Source organism: Stenotrophomonas sp. BR163 (assembly GCF_047520985.2).
In the GTDB taxonomy this organism is placed as follows: Bacteria; Pseudomonadota; Gammaproteobacteria; order Xanthomonadales; family Xanthomonadaceae; genus Stenotrophomonas; species Stenotrophomonas sepilia.
The window spans coordinates 13,987-31,760 of record NZ_JAXBRE020000039.1 but is presented as its reverse complement, the minus strand read 5'-3'; the positions used below and the strand labels follow the sequence as shown (position 1 = coordinate 31,760).

Sequence of the window (17,774 nt, the reverse complement as noted above, 5' to 3'; positions counted from 1 at the left end):
GGCCGCTGGCCGGCAACCCGCAGCCCTGCAATTCCCTGGGATTGCCGGCCAGCGGCCGGCACTACCATGGTGATGCACGCGGAGTGTCGTTTTGCCGCAGTGGATCACGCCGCTGTGGCGTGCCGGCGCGCTATCGTGCGCTCAGACGGCCTTGCGGATCGGGGGGATGCATGCCGGTAGTGCTGGCGCTGCTGTACGTGCTCTGCCATGGGCTGGCCGTGGCGTTCTGGCCGAGCCCGGCGGGCGTGGGCTCTTTCCTGTTCCTGACCGGCGCACCGCTGCTGGCCGCCGCCGCGTGCCTGGTGCGGGCGCAACGTGACCGCGCCGCTCTGGGCTGGCGTTCTACCGCGATGGCACTGCTGCTGTGGGCCGGTGGCATGACGTTCAACATGGTGGATGCGCTGGGTGCCGGCCGGGCTGACTTCACCCCACGCGTCAGCCTGTTGTTGTACGTGCTGTATGGCGTGCCGCTGGTGTTTATCCTGGCCCGGGCACGCCGCGAGCGCCCGAGCATCAGCCTGATCGACGCGGCGATGGCGGCGCTGCTGGGTGTGCTGTTCTTCGTGCACACCGCATCGTTCGCCGCCCGTGTCGAGGTCGACGCCCATGCCATGTCCAACATGCAGCGCATGTTCGACATCCAGAACCTGTGTATCGCCGCGTTCGCCGTGGTGCGATGGCTGGCCGGCGACGTGCCCGAACGGCGCAGGTTCTTCCGTGCACTGGCGTTGTACGCACTGGCCTATCTGCTGGTGGCCTACTACATCAACCACTACACCTCCGATGATGCATTCGGTGCGTTCAACGACCTGCTGATCGACGTCCCTTTTTTGCTGATCGCCTGCATGGCGCTGGACACGGCGCCGGACACAGGCACCACGGCACACCCGCGGCTGGCGAGGACGGTGCAGGCCGCCGGTCCGATCATCCTGCCGTTGCTGCTGCTGGTGGTCGGCACGCTGGTGGTCGATCATGCGCGGCCGTTGGCCGTCGCGGGCTTCGTCGTAGCCACCCTTGGTTTCGGCCTGCGCAGCGTCCTGCTGCAGACCGATCTGCTGGAGCGTCAGGCAGCGCTGGATCAACTGGCGCGGCAGGATGGCCTCACCGGCGTGGCCAATCGCCGCGAGTTCGACGCGCGGCTGACCTCCGAGTGGAATCGCGCGCGGCGCAGCGGCACCGAGCTGGGCCTGCTGCTGGTGGATATCGACCACTTCAAGGCCTTCAACGACCGGCACGGCCATCCGGCCGGTGATCGTTGCCTGCAGGCGGTGGCCGGGGTGCTGAAGGGCGTCGCAGGTCGCGGCGGTGACAGCGTTGCGCGTTATGGCGGTGAAGAATTCGCTGTCATCGTGCCTGGAAGCCCACTGTCGGGCGTGCTGGCGCTGGCCGAGCGCCTGCGCGAAGCGGTCGAAGCGCTGCCATTGCCGGAAGGCCCGGTCAGCATCAGCGTCGGCGTGGGCTACCTGCACCCACCGGCGCTGGCCAGTGCCGACCAACTGCTGGCCGATGCCGATGCCGGCCTGTATGCCGCAAAGCGTGCCGGCCGCAACCGGGTGGGCCTGCATGCGCGCGTGCTGGATGACGAGGGCAACGCGCACGGCACCATGGACTGTTGAGCGGACCAGCCCATGGCGTGCCGCCCGTCCAGGGACATCGCACTGGGTAGTGCCGGCCAGCGGCCGGCACTACCCAGTGCCGGCAGCTGGCCGGCATCTCCTCGGTTGCCGGCCAGCGGCCGGCCCTACCACGGCGTGGCCTCAACGCACGTCGCGCAGTTCCCAGTGGTGGCCGGCCAGCAGGCGCAGACGCTGCTTGAACACGTCACTGTCGATACGGGTGGTGGCGACCAGGTTGATGCGCAGGTCCTTCTGCTCGCCGGTCACGGTGGCGTCCGGATCGGTCACGCCCCACTGCGGTTCCACCGCATCCGGGTCGGGTTGCTTGGCTTTCCAGCGCTCGAACAGCGTGCCGCTGCGCAGGGCGTCCTGCAGCTCTTCGGCGAAACCGGCGGCGCCCTGCGAATGGAAGGACAGGTCAGGGTCGTTGCCGCGGGCTTTGGACGGGTCGGGCAGGCTGATGTGGTACTGCGCAGGCATGAAGTTCTCCTTGAAGTGCGGCAAGACTGGCACAACCGCGGTGGAATCGATGTGCAGATTCCAGCCACGGTCGGCCTTCATTCAAACCGATGTGGCCCATCGGCGAAACCCACCGTGACCGCGCCCTTGCCGACATTGACCATGCCGGTCAGGCTCATCACCGATTCGTACACGGTCACGCCATGGCCGGCGCAGACCTCTTTCAGCTGTGCGTAGCCGGGCAGGGCACGCAGCTCGTCCAGTTCTCCGCCGTAGCTGACGCACACCGTCGGCGTCATCAGCCCGGCACGCACGCGCTGGCCGACCACCGCGAACAGCTTCTGCACGGCGCTGTCGAAGCCCTTGATCTTGGCGACCGGCCCGGTTTCGCCGCGGTAGCCGTGCAGCACCGGCTTGATGTCCAGTGCGCTGCCCAGCGCCGCACTGAGCAGGCCGACGCTGCGGTCGCCCTTGTGCCGGGCGCGCGCACGCATGTAGTACAGATCACGGGTGACCATGTAGCCGTGCACATTGCCGGCCAGTTCTTCCAGCCGCTCGCGGATCTGCTGCACGCTGGCGCCACTGTCACGCAGGCGAACCGCCTCCACCGCAGTCACTGCCTGCGCGGCGAACAGGTTCTGGGTATCGAGCACGCGCAGCGCGAACGGCGAGTTGTAGCCCGCCGCCTGCCGCACCGGCTTGTAGTCGTTGAGGATGGCGAAGCTGGCCTGCAGCGCATTGTCGTGGATCGGGCTGCGGGTCTTGGTGATGGTCATGCAGAACACGTGGTCGTAATCGATCACCAGCTGCTGCAGGAACAGGTCGCGGATCTGGTTGACACTGAAGGGGATGGTCTCCGCCTCGGCGCCGTGCTCGGCCACGTGCGCGTGCAGGAAGCTCAGGGTGGCCTGCTCATCGCGATGATCGGCCAGCACGGCTTCGCCGATCCGCACGGTGATCGGCAGCAGCACGATGTTGTGCTCGGCAATGAAGTCCTGCGGCAGGTCGCAGGCCGAGTCGACGACGATTCCGATGCGCATCCGCGGCTCCCCCTCCAGGGCGGTTGTAGGTTCGGAAACGTGAAATCTATCTCAAATTCCGGCGTGGCGCGCGAGGGAAACGCGCCAGGCCCTGTTCAGCGACTGCGCTGCACGGCCACCGGAAGTTCGGCCAGGCGCTGCCATTCGGGCTGCTGCAGCAGGGCGGGATCGGCCAGCACGGCGGCCATCAACGGATGGGCGTCGTTGCCCCAGAACAGTTCGTCATCGATGGCCAGGGTTGGTACGCCGAACACGCCGGCAGCAATGGCGGCCTCGGTGTTCCTCCGCAGCTGCTCCTTGACCGCGGGAGCCGCGATGGCGCTGGCGACATCCTCGATCCCCAGCCGCGCAGCCGGTTCTCGCAGGGCCTCGGCGCTATCGGCGGCATTGCCGTCGCGCCAGATCCAGTCGAACAGCACGTCCACCGCCTGCACGCTGCCACCGGCGGCCAGGCACAGCCGCAGGGCAGACAACGGGTTGAACGGGTGTCCCGGCGGGAACCGCAGCGGTGTTCCTTCGGCCTGCGCAGTCCACAGCAGCTGGCGGTACATGAAGCGGCGCTTGGCCGGAATCTCGGCCGGCCCGAGGTTGCCCAGGTGATGCAGCACGGCACCGAAGGCGATCGGCACGGTCTGGATCTGTGCTAACTGGGGCAGCTGCTTCAGCTTCTGCCAATGCAGGTAGGAATAGGGCGAGACGAAGTCGAAGTACCAGCGCAGGGTGGCCATGCAGGTTTCCTTGGATAACTGAAGGTCAGCGCTGCGCGTTGCGCTGCAGGTAGCGGTCGCGCAGTTCGGTCTGGCGCGAGCGCATCGGCATCGCCCGGCCGCCCAGCCAGACCTGTTCGGCATAGTGCGCCACGTCCAGCGGGTCGCCCTCCCACAGCACCAGGTCGGCACGCTTGCCCGGCTCGATGCTGCCGATCTGGTCGGCCACGCCGAACGCCTGCGCCGGCACCCGGGTCAGGCCGGCCAGGCCGTCGGCCCAGGGCAAACCGTTGGCCACGGCATTGCCGGCCAGCTGGCGCATCTTACGGGCGTTGTGCGAGGCGTCGCCACGCTGCACGAACGAGACCGCCACGCCGGAACGTTGCAGGCGTGCCGCATTTTCCAGCGTGGCGCCGATCTGGTCGAAGCTGGCCGGCAGGTTGGACAACACATCGACGAACACCGGTACCTGTGCGGCGGCCAGCTCCGGCGCCAGCTGCCAGGCTTCGCTGCCACCGGCGATGGCGATCTTCACCTTTTCGCGGGCGGCCCAGCGCAGCAGCTGGCGAATGTCCGCCGCGCGGTCCACCTCCACCACGATGCGGCCGTGCCCGGCCAGGTAGCGGCTGAGCGTGCGGCGCCCGGCCGGCGTCAGCAGCGCGTGCGGTGAGTCCGCGGCAACCTGGCCACGCGCCTCGTCCACCATCTGCTGCAGCAGCATCCATTGCGCTGCACGCGACTGCCCGGTCAGCTCCACTGCGGCCGACCCCAGGCGCAGGAACAGCGCGCGCGGCCCGAGGGGATCGGCGCTGCCGTCCAGCCGCATCACGCCACCCTGGCCTGCAACGAAGCCGCCACCGGTGGCCGCCCCCAGGGCGGTGAAGCCGATGCCGTCCAGGCGCGCCACCGGGATCAGCACCGAGGCCGGGTTGTACGCCAGGGTGACATCGAACTCGGGGCGCAACGGTTGTTCGCCGATCTTCAACGTGCTGTCGACCGTGCTCGCTTCACCGGAGACCTCTTCGATGCCGATCTCGGTGATGCCCCCGAACAGCGCCGGTGTCAGCGGACGGCCATCGGCCTCGACCACGCTGGCCCCGGCCGGGGCGGACAGCCCGCTGCCGACGGCGCGGATGATCCCGCCCTGCACCAGCACATCGGCGTGCTGCAGGCTGCCGCGCGCGCTGGCCGTATGTACGGTCGCGTTGCGCACCAGCAGGTCCTGCGCCTGCACGGATGCGGAGAGGCAGGCCAGCACCATGACCGTAGCGCCGAGCCATGCCCGGCGACGCTTGTTCAACGCGCCCATCAGTGCACCTCCTGGCCAAGCTGGAAGTCGGAACGTGGCGTGGCCGCAGGTGCGCTGCGGTCGTACAGGCGGCGGCCGTCGATGAAGACCTGCTCGGCCAGCGCGTACGAGCTGAAGGGGTTGCCGTTCCACACCACCACGTCGGCCATCTTGCCGGCCTCCAGGGTGCCGGTCTGGCCTTCAATCCCCAGCGCCCTGGCGGCGTTGGCGGTCATCCAGGTGATGGCGTGTTCGGGGGGGATCTCCGGCATGCGTGCGCGGCGCGCGGCGGCGATCACCTTGGCCGCTTCCTGGTTCAGGCGCTGGATGCCTTCGGGGGAGTCGGAATGGACGATGGCGCAGCTGTTCTTCGGCCGATCGACCAGTGCGATGTTCTCCGGAATGCCGTCGAAGGCTTCCATCTTGAAGCCCCACCAGTCGGCCCACAGCGCGCCGCAGACGCCGTCGGCGGCCAGCCGGTCGGCCAGCTTGTAGGCCTCCACGCCGTGGTGGAAGGCGGCCACCTTGAAGCCGAATTCCTTGGCCAGGTCGAGCATGGTGGCCATCTCGTCGGCGCGGTAGCAGTGGATATGCACGCGGATGTCGCCCTCGATCGCACCGGCCAGCGTGTCCAGCTTGAGATCGCGCTTGCCGCCGGCATCACCGGCGCTGTCGCCCTTGTCGCTGCCGAACCAGCCCTTGCGCTTGGCCGGCTTCGGTTTGTTCTTGGCGATGTAGTCGGCGGCATCGATGAAGGCGGCGCGGTAACCGGCAACGTTGCCCATCCGCGTGGCCGGAGCGACGCCCTTGCCTCCGCCGTAGACCCGCTTCGGGTTCTCGCCGCAGGCCATTTTCAGCCCCCACGGCGCGCCGGGGAACTTCATCGCCTGGTAGGTGATGGCGGGGACGTTCTTCAGGGTCACACCACGACCACCGACCAGGTTGGCCGAGCCCGGCAGCACCTGCATGCTGGTCACGCCGCCGGCCAGTGCGGTGGCGAAACCCGGGTCCTGCGGCCACACCGAGTGTTCGGCCCAGACGTTGGCGGTGACCGGCGCGGTCATCTCGTTGCCGTCGCTGTGCGCGCCGACGCCCGGACTGGGGTACACGCCCAGGTGCGAGTGCACGTCGATCAGGCCGGGGGTGACCCACTTGCCCTGCGCATCGATGCGGGTGACACCGGCATCGGCCTGCAGCTGGCGGCCGACGGCAACGATGCGGCCCTCGCGCAGCAGCACGTCGGCGTTGTCCAGGCGCTGGCCGGTGCCGGTCAGCACGGTGGCGTTCTGGATCAGCACCGGTGCATCGGGGTGTGCCTGGTAGGTGCTGGGGTAGGGATCGGCGACGAAGCGCGAGGCGCCCACTGCCGGTGCCGTGCTCAATGAAACCAGCGCCAGTGCCACCCCGGTGCGCAACAACGTCGATGCCATGCAGTTCCCCTCGCCAGAAACATGAATCCACCGACGCTAGCCGGGGCCGGTGTGGCTTGCCAAGTGACCTTGGACAGGGGCGTGGGGGGTAGGAATTTTCTGATGGAGGATTTGTGAAGGAAATATTAACGTTGGATGAAGCAATGGGCTGATTACGTCTTGCGCTGACCTGTATCACCAGCTTACGCACCTGCTCCAACGACGGAGCCGGGCCCGTACCTTTCATGGAATCAAGGACGCAACCGATGACTGCTGCAAAGCTCCGCCGTTCGACCGTTTCGCGCCGTTCCTTCCTCCCCTCGCCGCTGGCGTCGGCCATTGTCGGTTCGTTGCTGGTGGCCACCGCACTGCCGGTACTGGCCCAGGACAGTGACGACGCCCTGGCCCGTTACCAGCTGCAGCGCAGCCTGCAGTTGGCGTTCGCCGCGCACAGCGGGATGAGCGACTCCGCTCCCGCGATGATCGCTCCCTCGGTAGCGATTCCGGTGGCGGCGCTGGCTCCCAGCGCCGGTGCTTCCGCGGAGCCGGTCATGGGCAAGCCCGGCGACGCTGCGAGCTGGCGTACCAGTGAATTCGAACTCGACTGGGGCCTGGCTGCGATCAATGCCGACGTGGCCTATGCGCGCGGGCTGACCGGTGCGGGCATCCGCCTGGGCGTGTTCGACAGTGGCACGGGTCTGGACCATCCGGAATTCGCCGGCAAGGACAACCGCAGCATCCGCATCGCCGATCTGATGGCTGACGGCACGCGCTGCACCAACACCACCGCAGTGCGTGGGCCGGCGGCCTGCTTCGCCAGTGATGGCGATGACGTCCAGATCAGCTATGTCGGGTACAACGCCAACGTGCCCGACAACATCCGCAGGATCATCGAGTCGGGCCCCTATGTGCAGCCGGGGATGCAGTTCGAGATCCATGGCACGCACGTTGCTGGCACCATCGCGGCGAACCGGGACGGAAGCGGCATGCACGGTGTGTCCTTCGGTTCGGACCTGACCGTTGGCCGGCTGTTCTCCGACAGCATCCGCGAGTGGCAGCGCACGGCGACTGGCTACTCGGTCGTGACACTGGGCGCGATCGGCCCGAAAGTCAGCGCCTTCCAGGACCTGTATGCCCAGATGAACGCGCAGGGCGTGCGTGCCATCAACCATAGCTGGGGCCTGGTCACGGAACCGACGACAGCGACGGACATGGACGCGATCTACAACGACCCGGACGACCGCCAGTACCTGAACACCTTTGCCGACGGATCGCGTGCGCGCGGGATGATCCAGGTGTGGGCGGCCGGCAATACCAGTTCGGTCATTCCGACGCCTGCGCAGAGCCCCATCGCCGGCCTCTACGCCACGCTGCCGCGCGCATTCGCCGACATCGAGCCGTACTGGTTGAGCGTGGTCAACGTCGGTACCAATCTGACCCTGAGCAATCGTTCCAACAAGTGCGGCCTGAGTGCCAACTGGTGCCTTGCCGCACCGGGTTCGGACATCGTATCGACCGCCTATGGTGATGATTCCAGCCTGGCCGGCAGCGTCGGCATCGACGCCAACGGCAACGTCAGCCTGGACATCCAGCAGCGCGTGCCTACCTATGGCTATGCGCTGCTGAGTGGAACCTCCATGGCCGCGCCCCACGTCACCGGCGCGCTGGGCCTGCTGTTTGAACGCTTCCCCTATCTGGACAGCGCTCAGGTGCGCGATGTGCTGCTGACCACGACCACCGATCTGGGCGCGCCCGGCATCGACGACATCTACGGTTGGGGCCTGTTGAACCTGGCCAAGGCCATCGAGGGTTACGGTTCGCTGCGCGTGGACACCGACGTGGTGATGAACCAGCGTGCCGGTGGCCTGAAAGTGTGGGAAGGCGATGCCTGGGACAACTGGACCAACGACATCGGCGGCCCCGGCAAGCTGACCAAGAGCGGCATCGGCTGGCTGCGCTTGAGCGGCGACAACAGCTTCAACGGTGCGCTGGTGCGCGAGGGCGTGCTGGAACTGGATGGCGTCAATACGCTCACCGGAGCGGTGGACGTGGCCGGCGGCAGCTTCCTGCTCAATGGCACGTTGAAGAACACTGCGTTGAACAGTCAGGGGGGCGCCAGCCATATCAACGCACGCGGTGTGCTGGATGGCTCCGACCTGAACGTCAACGGTGGCGTGGTCATCTTCGACGGCGTGCAGCGCGGCGCCCACACCTCGGTGGCCGCGCAGGGGACGTTCGAATTGAACGGAAGGCTGGAAAACAGCGCGTTGACCAGCCTGGGCAACAGCCGTGTGAATGCAGTCGGGGTACTCGCAGGCTCCGACCTGACCGTCAACGGTGGCGTGCTGTCGTTCAACGGCACGCAGACCGGTGGTCACACCCTCGTTGGCCCGAACGGCACACTGAAGGGCATCGGCCAGCTGGGCGATACCACCGTGGCCGGTATCGTTGCACCGGGCAACTCGATCGGCACGCTGACCATCAACGGCGACTACGTGCAGACCGCCACCGGTGTGTACCAGGCCGAGCTGGCCCCGGGCGGGCACAGTGACCAGTTGCGCGTCACCGGTACCGCCACCCTGGCCGGCACCCTGATCGCCCTGCCGGAAGCGGGCACCTATTACCTGGGTGAGCAGTTCAACTTCATCCGTGCCGACGGCGGAATCCGTGGCCAGTTCGCCACCACCGACTTCAGTGCGTTCTCGCCGTTCCTGAAATTCGGGCTGTCCTATGGCACCGGTGGCGCGCGCATTGAAGTCACCCGTGGCAATCCGCTTGCCAGTGCCGCCAGTACCGACAACCAGCGCGCGGTGGCCACTGTGGCCGACCGGCTGGCGGTCAACCAGGGCCTGCCGCGCCCACTGACCCTGCTGTTCCCTCAACAGGTAGGCGCTGCACTGGACGGCCTCAGCGGCGAGCTGCATGCGGCCACCGCGATGGCCCTGGTCGAGGGCAGCCGCTACGTGCGTGATGCCGCACTGTCGCGCCGCGTCGGTGTACGCGCGCCGGGAGCAGACGGCGACGCCGCCACGGGGGTCTGGGTACAGGCCATCGGTGGCAGCACCACGCTGGACGGCAATGGCAACACCGCACGCACCGAAGCCAACAGCAGCGGCCTGCTGGCAGGCGTGGACCGCGAGATCAACGGCTGGCAGGTGGGCATGCTGGTCGGTACCGGCCGTACCGATGCCAAGCAGCAGGAAGGACGCCGTGCGCGTGCCAAGGTCGACAATACGCACCTGGGGGCCTATGCCAGTCACGACTGGGGCGCCTTCGGCCTGCGGGGTGGCCTGGCCTGGAGCGAGCATGAGGTGAAGAGCACCCGTGAGCTGGCCTTCTCCGGTTACAGCGATACGCTGGCGGCACGCTATGACGGCCGCACCCGCCAGGCGTTCGTCGAGGCAAGCTATCGCTTCGGCGGCCGCGAGGCGGGGCTGGAACCTTACCTGCAGCTCGCACGTGTGGAAGTGGACATGAAGCGCGTCAACGAACGCGGCGGTGCGGCTGCACTGCAGGGTGAGGTGGACGATCTGCGTACCACCGTGGCCACGGCCGGCCTGCGTTTTGACAAGGGCCTGAAGGCTTCGTTCCAGCAGGACAGCTGGCTGCACCTGCGCGGTGGCGTCGGGTACCGTCATGCCAGCGGTGACCGCGACCCGGCGGCCCGCTTCGCCTTTGCCACCGGCAGCGACAGCTTCGTGGTCAGCGGTGCCCCGATGGCTGACAGGACGGTGGTGGCCGAACTGGGGCTGTCGGCATGGTTGACCGCACGCCAGCAGCTGGAGCTGGGCTATAGCGGCCAGTATGGCGACGAAAGCCGTGACCACAGTGCCAACCTGCGCTGGTCGGTGCGCTTCTAAGCCGCCGGTGACCGCAGGGAACCAGGAGGGCGGCCGCAGGGCCGCCCTTCTTCGTTGCCGGCCCAGGTGTGGGTTGGCCCGTGCACGCCTACAATGGCGGCCCCACGCCGTACCGGACCGCCCATGAAGAGCAAGCAGGAAATCGTCGACAACTGGCTGCCGCGCTACACCGGCGTGCCGCTGGACCAGTTCGGCCAGCACATCCTGCTGACCAACTTCGGCGGCTACCTGCACACCTTTTCCGAGCTGACCGGTGCGCCCATCATCGGCCTGGACCGGCCGATGGCCAGTGCCACCATCGACGGCATCACCATGATCAACTTCGGCATGGGCAGCCCCAATGCCGCAATCATCATGGACCTGCTGTCGGCAGTGATGCCCAAGGCGGTACTGTTCCTGGGCAAGTGCGGTGGCCTCAAGCGCAAGAACCAGCTGGGTGACCTGGTGCTGCCGATCGCGGCGATCCGCGGCGAAGGTACGTCGGGCGACTACCTGCCGCCGGAAGTGCCAGCCTTGCCGGCGTTTGCGCTGCAGCGTGCAGTCTCGACCATGATCCGCGACCTCGGCCACGACTACTGGACCGGCACCGTCTACACCACCAACCGCCGGGTCTGGGAGCACGACGAGGCCTTCAAGGAGCGGCTGCGGGCGATGCGCTGCATGGCCATCGACATGGAAACCGCCACGGTGTTCGCGGCCGGTTTCGCCAACCACATTCCCAGTGGCGCGCTGCTGCTGGTCTCGGACCAGCCGATGATCCCCGACGGGGTCAAGACCGAGGCTTCCGATGCCAAGGTCAGCTCCCAGTTCGTGGAAAACCATATCCAGATCGGTATCGAGGCGCTTAAGCTTATCCGGCGCAACGGCAAGTCGGTCCGCCACCTGCGCTTCGATGAATGATGATGATGGCCTGGCGCGGCGCGCCGGCCCTGGGGAGTAGGTGATGGACGTTGCCGCGCAAGTGGTGGATTTCTGGAAAGAAGCGGGCCCTGCGAAGTGGTTCGCCCGCGACGATGCGTTCGACGCGCAGTTCCGCCAGTTGTTCCTGGATGAGCATTTCGCCGCCGCTTCGCGTGGGCGTGAACACTGGCTGGGCAGTGCCGAGGGCGCACTGGCGCTGATGCTGCTGCTGGACCAGTTCCCGCGCAACTGCTTCCGCGGTACTGCCCATTCCTATGCCACCGATGGCCTGGCCCGGCACTACGCCATGCGCGCCATCGAGGAAGGCCTGGACCTGCAGCTGGTGCCGAAGCTGCGCGCCTTCATCTACCTGCCGTTCGAGCACTCCGAGGACCCGTTGGACCAAGACCGTTCGGTGGCGATGTTCGATGTGCTGGGCGACAAGGAATACCTGCAGTACGCCGAGCTGCACCGCGACATCATCCGCCGCTTCGGCCGTTTCCCGCACCGCAACGCCGTGCTGGGGCGCATTCCCTCGCCGGAGGAACTGGACTACCTGGCCGAAGGCGGATTCGCCGGCTGAAAAAGGGGACGGAGGGGATTAAGTCGTTTGTGGCATAAACGACTTAATCCCCTCCGTCCCCTTTTTTTTCGGGGGCCAGATCCGCTTCCCGCAGGAAAGGGCGCTGACCCCGCGCCGTCAATCAGTACTTCGGCACGCCGTTGTCGACGTCTTCCGACCAGGCGTTGATGCCGCCGGTCACGTTGAACACCTTGGTGAAGCCCAGGGCGCGGAACTGCTCGGCAGCCTGCGCGCTGCGGCCACCGTGGTGGCACATGAAGGCCAGTGCGGTGTCCTTCGGCAGGGCTTCCAGCGCGGCGCGGCCGTTGCCGTCGAAGGTCTTGAACGGTACGCCCACAGCGGCGATTTCACGTTCGTCGGCCGGGCGCACGTCCACCAGGGTGATGTTGCCGGCACGCACCAGGTCGTCGGCATCGCGCACGCTGATTTCCTGCACCGGCTTGGGCGCATTCGGATTGTCGATGGCCAGGCCCTTGCCGCGGATGTCGTCCACCCAGTCGATGGTGATGCCGTTGGCGCGACGGGCGCTGGCCAGGTCGAACTGCACGCGCAGGCCATTGGACTCGGCAGCGATGGCGCCTTCGTCGTGCGGGGCCAGCTGGAAGTTCGGCTGGAAGCCGGCGTCGATGGTCAGCTGCAGGGCGGCGCCCGGGGCGTCGGCCAGCGCGCCCTTGAGCATTTCCACGGCGGCCGGGGTGACGGTGATGCTCGGTGGGGTACGGTCCGGCGCAGCCAGCCCCAGCACGCTGCTCAGCTCGCCGCTGGCGGCCATCTGCAGCACGATGTCGCTGCCGCCGACCAGTTCGCCGTCGATGTACAGCTGCGGGATGGTCGGCCAGTCGCCATAGGCCTTGATGCCTTCACGGATTTCCTGGTCGGCCAGCACGTTGACGTGGGCGAACTCGACGCCCAGGTCCTGCAGGGCGCCCACGGCCTTGGCCGAGAAACCGCACTGCGGCATCGACGGCTGGCCCTTCATGAACAGCACGACGCGGTTGGCGTTGAGGATGGATTCGATGCGCGAACGCAGGGCGGGATCGAGGGACATGGACGTCGGGGTTCCGGGAATTCGAACCATCGATTCTACCCCTCATGGCATCATGGGGGATGAGCAACGCAGGAACATTGCATCGCATTCCGACCCGGCCCTGGCGCTGGCTGCCCTGGCTGGTGGCGTCGCAGCTGCTGGTGATCCTGGTCTGGGCCCTGGCGGGCTGGCACTGGGGGGTGCCGCTGATGGTGGCCAGCCACGCACTGTTCTTGGTGCCGGTGTTCCTGCCCAACAGTCGCTTCTATGCGCCGGTGCTGAGCCGGTTGCCGGATGCCGGCAACAGCGTCTGGTTGACCATTGATGACGGTCCTGGCCCGGAAACCCGTGCCGTCCTCGACCTGCTGGACCGCCACCAGGCCCATGCCACCTTTTTCCTGGTGGGCGAGCGCGCGCTGGCGCAGCCGGAACTGGTGCAGGAGATCCTGCGCCGCGGCCACGACCTGGGCAACCACAGCCACAGCCATCCGCAGGCGCGCTTCTGGCGGCTGGGCCCGGCGGCGATGCGCGCCGAGATCGAGGGCTGCCAGCACGCGCTGCAGGCGGTAAGCGGTCGCCCGGTGCGCTGGTACCGCTCGGTGGTGGGCATGACCAATCCGTTCGTGGCGCCGGTGCTGCAGCGGCTGGGCCTGGTCCGGGTCGGCTGGAGCGCGCGCGGCTTCGACGGCATCGGTTGCACGGCGCAGGGGGTGCTCGACCGCCTGCTGCCGGATCTGCGACCGGGGGGCATCGTGCTGCTGCATGAGGGGGCCGCCCACGGTCACAACCTGGCGATCATCGAGGGCGTGCTGCAGGCACTGGACGAGCGCGGGCTGAAAGCGCGGCTGCCGGTCCCGTAACGCCGGCCCTGGTGATGTAGAGCAGCCGGGCATGGGCTCGGCTCTACAAGGGGGGCGCTACTGTAGCGCCCGAGCCGATGCTCGGGCGGCGGTGCGCAGCACCGGAAAAACGTCGCAGCGCAGCTCTACAGCGCGGGGCGTTCGGCCACCAGCAACCAGCTGTTGAATGGCGTGCGCCCATGCAGGGGACGCGGCGCCGTCACCTGCAATCCGGCCTCGGCCAGTGTCGCTTGCAGCACGTGCGGGTCGGGGTAGTGGCGCGGCCGCGTGCCCATCCAGCCGACCAGCCAGGCCAACCGGTCCGCCACCCGCGTGGTGCGGTCGCGACCATCGCCGGTGGCCAGTGGCGTGCGCAGCAGCAGGCGGCCACCGGCGGCCACCCGCGCGCTGGCCGCACGCAGCAGTGCCAGTTGTGGGCCCGCGTCCAGGTACTGCAACACATCCAGCAACAGGACGTGTCCGGGCTGCGCCGGCAGTGGCGCCTGCACGTCCAGGCAGTCGAAGCGCACAGCGTGCAGGCCGGTGGCGGCACGCTGGGCACGGGTGATCTTGCCGGCATCCACGTCCACGCCGAGGTAGGGGTGGGTGCCGCCGCGCTGGCGCAGCACATGGGCGAACAGCCCCAACCCGCAGCCCAGGTCCAGCACCGGCTGCCCGTCGTCGCGCAGATGCTGCAGCACGCCGTCATACAGCGGGTCGCTGCCGAGCTTGCCGCGGGTGTAGTAGTAGTCGCGACGGCTGCCCCAGGCCCGTGCCGGGCGGAACGCTTCGGCGATCGCGCGGGCCTGCGGGGCGGTCAGCGGTGTGCAGGGCAGGGGCGGGCCGTTCCGTGGCTTACCATCCATCGTGTCAGTCCGTTCCGCCGAGCAGGCGTGCGGCGACCGGCAGCGCGCGCGCGCTCCACAATGCGTACATCCGCGCCGACGGGTGCAGGCCGTCTTCGGCGATCATTGCCGGGTTGCCGCCCTGGTCACGGCTGATGTCGGTGATGTCGACGAAGGCCACGCCCTGCTGGGTGCTGATCACCTCGGCAGCTGCGTTGAACTCGTCGGTCTCGATCTCGATGGTGGCCAGGTCGCGGCCGCTGCCGGCACCGAACGGCGTCGCGCCCCAGTCGGGGAAGGACAGCACCAGCACGCGCCCGGGGCGGCCACCGGCAAAGCCGATCGCCCGCTGCAGCAGGGCCTGGAACTGTACGCGGTACTCGTCCAGCGGCCGGCCGCGGTACTGGTTGTTGACGCCGATCAGCAGGCTGACGAAATCGAACGGGCCCTGGGGTGCAGCCGCATCGATGCCGGCGTCCAGCTCATCGGTGGTCCAGCCGGTGGTGGCAATGGTCTGCGGGTCGGCCAGCGCCACATCCTGCGCACGCAGGGCGGCGGCCAGCTGGTGCGGCCAGCGGCCTTCGACAGCAACGGCTTCTCCGACGGTGTACGAGTCGCCCAGCGCCAGGTAGGACAGCGCCACCGCTCAGGCCACCGAACGGCGCGGCTTCAGCGGCACGACCTTGGTCGCGTCCTCGGCACGCCGGGCCAGCACGCGGTCGATGCGGGCGAACACATCGCGCATCACCGAGGCTTCCGGCAACAGGGTCACGCGGAAATGATGGCGGTAGGGCACGTTGAAGCTGGAACCCGGTACCACCAGCACGCCTTCGTTGTTCATCAGGTCCAGCGCGAAGGTGTGGTCGTCAAAGCCCTTGGCAGCGGCACCGACCACGGCCGGGAACGCATACAGCGCGCCGGCCGGCGCGACCAGCGACAGGTGCTCGCTGGCTTCGCAGGCGTCGATCACCGCACGGCGGGTTTCATACAGGCGGCCACCCGGGGTGCACAGTTCGGAGATGGTGTCCGGGCCATTCACTGCGGCCTCGATGGCGTACTGGCCCGGTACGTTGGCGCACAGGCGCAGCGCGCCCAGCAGGTCCAGCGCGGCGCGGAAGTCGCCCAGGCGCGCGTCGTCGCCGCTGAGATGGGCCCAGCCCACGCGCCAGCCGCAGGCACGGTGCACCTTGCTCAGGCCGCTGAAGGTCAGGCACGGATGGTCGCCGGCCAGCGGCGCGACCGGCTGGAACACCGCATCGTCGTACAGGATCTGGTCGTAGATCTCATCGACCAGCAACAGCAGGTTGTGGCGGCGCGCGATCTCGACCACGCGCTCCAGCAGTTCACGCGGGTAGCTGGCGCCGCTGGGGTTGTTCGGGTTGATCAGCACGATGGCGCGGGTGCGCGAGGACACCAGCGTCTCGATCTCGCTCGGGTCCGGCTGGAAGCCGTTTTCGGCGGCGCAGCGGTAGTACACCGGTCGGCCATCGTTGAGGATGGTGGAGGCCGACCACAGCGGGTAGTCCGGCGACGGCACCAGCACCTCATCGCCCGGATTGAGCAGTGCGCGCAGCGACAGGTCTATCAGCTCGCTGACACCGTTGCCGACGAACACGCGGTCCGGGTGTGCATCCGGTGCGCCGCGGCGGGCGTAGTAATCGGCGATGGCTTCACGCGCCACCGGCAGGCCCTGCTGGTGGGTGTACGGGTCGGTGCGGCCCATGTCGTCGGCGATCGCGCGCTGCAGGTGCTCGGGTGCGCGGAAACCGAAGTTGCCCGGGTTGCCGATGTTGAGCTTGATCAGCTTGCGGCCCTGCGCCTCCAGCTCCCGCGCTCGCCGGGCCAGTTCTCCGCGGATTTCGTAGCGCACTTCGGAAAGGCGCTCGCGGATGGCCAGGGGCTTGGGCGAGATGGTGGACATGAGGCTGGGCCGTCAAAAGGCATGGGGATTCCATCCTACCGGAATTGCTGCAGTGCATGGCAATGGCTCCGGGCCTGCGATTGCTGGGCTGGCCAGGGGCCGTCACAGGTAGAATGGCGGCGATGACCCAGACCCCCGATTTCATCGCCCTGCAGACCATCGGCTGGCCCTGGCCGGGCCCAGCGCAGCAGGCCGACTGGCAGGCCGTGATGGCCGCACACCCGCAGGCCCGCCCGGCGCGGGTGATCGAGCAGCACCGGACCCATTACGTGGTGGCCGATGGCCCGGATGCGGCGATCAAGGCCGAGTCACTGCCGGAATGGCAGCGCCCGCGCTTTCCCAGCCACGAGCGGCCGGCCGTGGGCGACTGGGTGCTGCTGGACGGCGTCCGCATCGTCGCGCTGCTGCCGCGTCGCACCGCGATCAAGCGTGGCGCCGCCGGTGAGCACTACCACCAGCAGGTGATCGCAGCGAACATCGATACGGTGTTCATCGTCTGTGGGCTGGATGCCGACTTCAATCCGCGCCGCATCGAGCGCTACCTGCTGCTGGTCGGTGGTGGCGGCGCCGAACCGGTGGTGGTGCTGACCAAGGCCGACCAGACCGAGTACAGCGAGGATGCGCTGGCAGTGCTGGAAGAGCTGGAGATGCAGGGCATCGCGCTGCATGCGATCAACGGCCTGGATGCCGACAGCGTGGCGGTGCTGCGGCCGTGGCTGGGCCCGGGGCGCACGGTGGTGCTGGTGGGCTCCTCCGGTGCCGGCAAATCCACGCTGACCAACACCCTGCTCGGCGAGCAGCGGATGAAGACCAACGCGGTGCGCGCCAACGATTCGCGCGGCCGCCACACCACCACCCATCGCGCGTTGATGCCGCTTCCGACTGGCGCCTGCCTGATCGACACCCCCGGCATGCGCGAGCTGAAACCGACCGGCGAAGAAACGCTGTCCGAAGGTGGCTTCGCCGATATCGAAGCGCTGGCCACGCAGTGCCGTTTCAACGACTGCAAGCACCAGCAGGAACCGGGCTGCGCTGTTCGTGCAGCGATCGACGCTGGCGAGATCGAAGAGAGCCGGCTGCTGAACTACTTCAAGCTGAAGGAAGAAGTGGCTGCCGCTGCCGCCAAGCTGGCGGTGCGCCAGGCCGAGACCGCGCAGGAACGTGGCGGCAAGAAGGGCAAAGGCCAGCAGTTCCGCCCGGCCGCCAAGCCGCGCCGGCGGTAACAAGGTAGCCGAGCATGGGCTCGGCTCTACACCTGGTCCGCGGTGGAATCATTTCCT

At 67.9% G+C, this 17,774-nt stretch carries 15 protein-coding genes; 6 read left to right on the top strand and 9 right to left on the bottom strand.

Going from position 1 to position 17,774, the window contains the following annotated elements; all coding sequences use genetic code 11:
• Positions 1-170 precede the first annotated feature (170 nt).
• Positions 171-1,616 carry a GGDEF domain-containing protein gene (locus ACM0PY_RS19735; RefSeq protein WP_134970490.1) on the top strand — a complete coding sequence of 482 codons (1,446 nt, stop codon included), beginning with the start codon at positions 171-173 and terminating at the stop codon, positions 1,614-1,616.
• 141 nt (positions 1,617-1,757) lie between these two features.
• Here ACM0PY_RS19735 and ACM0PY_RS19730 read toward each other — a convergent pair whose 3' ends face one another.
• The 5 genes from ACM0PY_RS19730 to ACM0PY_RS19710 form a co-directional block, all read right to left on the bottom strand.
• The gene (locus ACM0PY_RS19730) at positions 1,758-2,096 is read right to left on the bottom strand and encodes a hypothetical protein (protein WP_006469105.1); all 339 of its coding nucleotides are present in this window, start codon (positions 2,094-2,096) and stop codon (positions 1,758-1,760) included.
• A gap of 77 nt (positions 2,097-2,173) precedes the next feature.
• Complete coding sequence (locus ACM0PY_RS19725) at positions 2,174-3,115, bottom strand: DegV family protein (RefSeq protein ID WP_019662081.1); 942 nt, start codon at positions 3,113-3,115, stop codon at positions 2,174-2,176.
• A gap of 95 nt (positions 3,116-3,210) precedes the next feature.
• Positions 3,211-3,843: a 2-hydroxychromene-2-carboxylate isomerase gene (locus tag ACM0PY_RS19720; RefSeq protein WP_180884987.1), complete on the bottom strand. Its 633-nt coding sequence runs from the start codon at positions 3,841-3,843 to the stop codon at positions 3,211-3,213.
• A gap of 25 nt (positions 3,844-3,868) precedes the next feature.
• Positions 3,869-5,131 carry an amidohydrolase family protein gene (locus tag ACM0PY_RS19715; RefSeq protein WP_180884989.1) on the bottom strand — a complete coding sequence of 421 codons (1,263 nt, stop codon included), beginning with the start codon at positions 5,129-5,131 and terminating at the stop codon, positions 3,869-3,871.
• Entirely contained in the window at positions 5,131-6,540 is a 1,410-nt protein-coding gene (locus ACM0PY_RS19710; protein WP_235646793.1) for an amidohydrolase, read from the bottom strand. The genes ACM0PY_RS19715 and ACM0PY_RS19710 overlap by 1 nt, the downstream gene beginning before the upstream one ends.
• 245 nt (positions 6,541-6,785) lie before the next feature.
• Here ACM0PY_RS19710 and ACM0PY_RS19705 point away from each other — a divergent pair, with 245 nt between their 5' ends.
• From ACM0PY_RS19705 to ACM0PY_RS19695, 3 genes are all read left to right on the top strand, one after another.
• Positions 6,786-10,379 (top strand): autotransporter domain-containing protein, encoded by a 3,594-nt coding sequence (locus ACM0PY_RS19705; RefSeq protein ID WP_180884993.1) that lies wholly within the window; start codon positions 6,786-6,788, stop codon positions 10,377-10,379.
• Between the two features lie 123 nt (positions 10,380-10,502).
• Positions 10,503-11,279 (top strand): AMP nucleosidase, encoded by a 777-nt coding sequence (locus ACM0PY_RS19700; RefSeq protein ID WP_049415280.1) that lies wholly within the window; start codon positions 10,503-10,505, stop codon positions 11,277-11,279.
• 43 nt (positions 11,280-11,322) lie between these two features.
• Entirely contained in the window at positions 11,323-11,862 is a 540-nt protein-coding gene (locus ACM0PY_RS19695; RefSeq protein ID WP_005419210.1) for a DUF924 family protein, read from the top strand.
• 121 nt (positions 11,863-11,983) lie between these two features.
• Here ACM0PY_RS19695 and grxD read toward each other — a convergent pair whose 3' ends face one another.
• A complete protein-coding gene (gene grxD / locus ACM0PY_RS19690; RefSeq protein WP_134970481.1) occupies positions 11,984-12,910 on the bottom strand; it encodes a Grx4 family monothiol glutaredoxin in 927 nt (308 codons plus the stop codon).
• Between the two features lie 59 nt (positions 12,911-12,969).
• On the opposite strand from grxD, the gene ACM0PY_RS19685 reads away from it, so the two are divergent.
• Positions 12,970-13,749 (top strand): polysaccharide deacetylase family protein, encoded by a 780-nt coding sequence (locus tag ACM0PY_RS19685; protein WP_180884995.1) that lies wholly within the window; start codon positions 12,970-12,972, stop codon positions 13,747-13,749.
• Between the two features lie 125 nt (positions 13,750-13,874).
• On the opposite strand, the gene ACM0PY_RS19680 is transcribed toward ACM0PY_RS19685, so the two are convergent.
• From ACM0PY_RS19680 to ACM0PY_RS19670, 3 genes are read right to left on the bottom strand one after another with little or no spacing between them, the layout of a single operon-like run.
• Entirely contained in the window at positions 13,875-14,594 is a 720-nt protein-coding gene (locus ACM0PY_RS19680) for a class I SAM-dependent methyltransferase (protein WP_180884997.1), read from the bottom strand.
• Between the two features lie 4 nt (positions 14,595-14,598).
• Positions 14,599-15,216 (bottom strand): SGNH/GDSL hydrolase family protein, encoded by a 618-nt coding sequence (locus ACM0PY_RS19675; protein WP_065196456.1) that lies wholly within the window; start codon positions 15,214-15,216, stop codon positions 14,599-14,601.
• 3 nt (positions 15,217-15,219) lie between these two features.
• Positions 15,220-16,494 (bottom strand): pyridoxal phosphate-dependent aminotransferase, encoded by a 1,275-nt coding sequence (locus ACM0PY_RS19670; protein WP_061479586.1) that lies wholly within the window; start codon positions 16,492-16,494, stop codon positions 15,220-15,222.
• A gap of 113 nt (positions 16,495-16,607) precedes the next feature.
• Between ACM0PY_RS19670 and rsgA the strand changes: the two genes are divergently transcribed.
• Positions 16,608-17,717 (top strand): ribosome small subunit-dependent GTPase A, encoded by a 1,110-nt coding sequence (gene rsgA, locus ACM0PY_RS19665; protein ID WP_180885029.1) that lies wholly within the window; start codon positions 16,608-16,610, stop codon positions 17,715-17,717.
• Positions 17,718-17,774 lie beyond the last annotated feature (57 nt).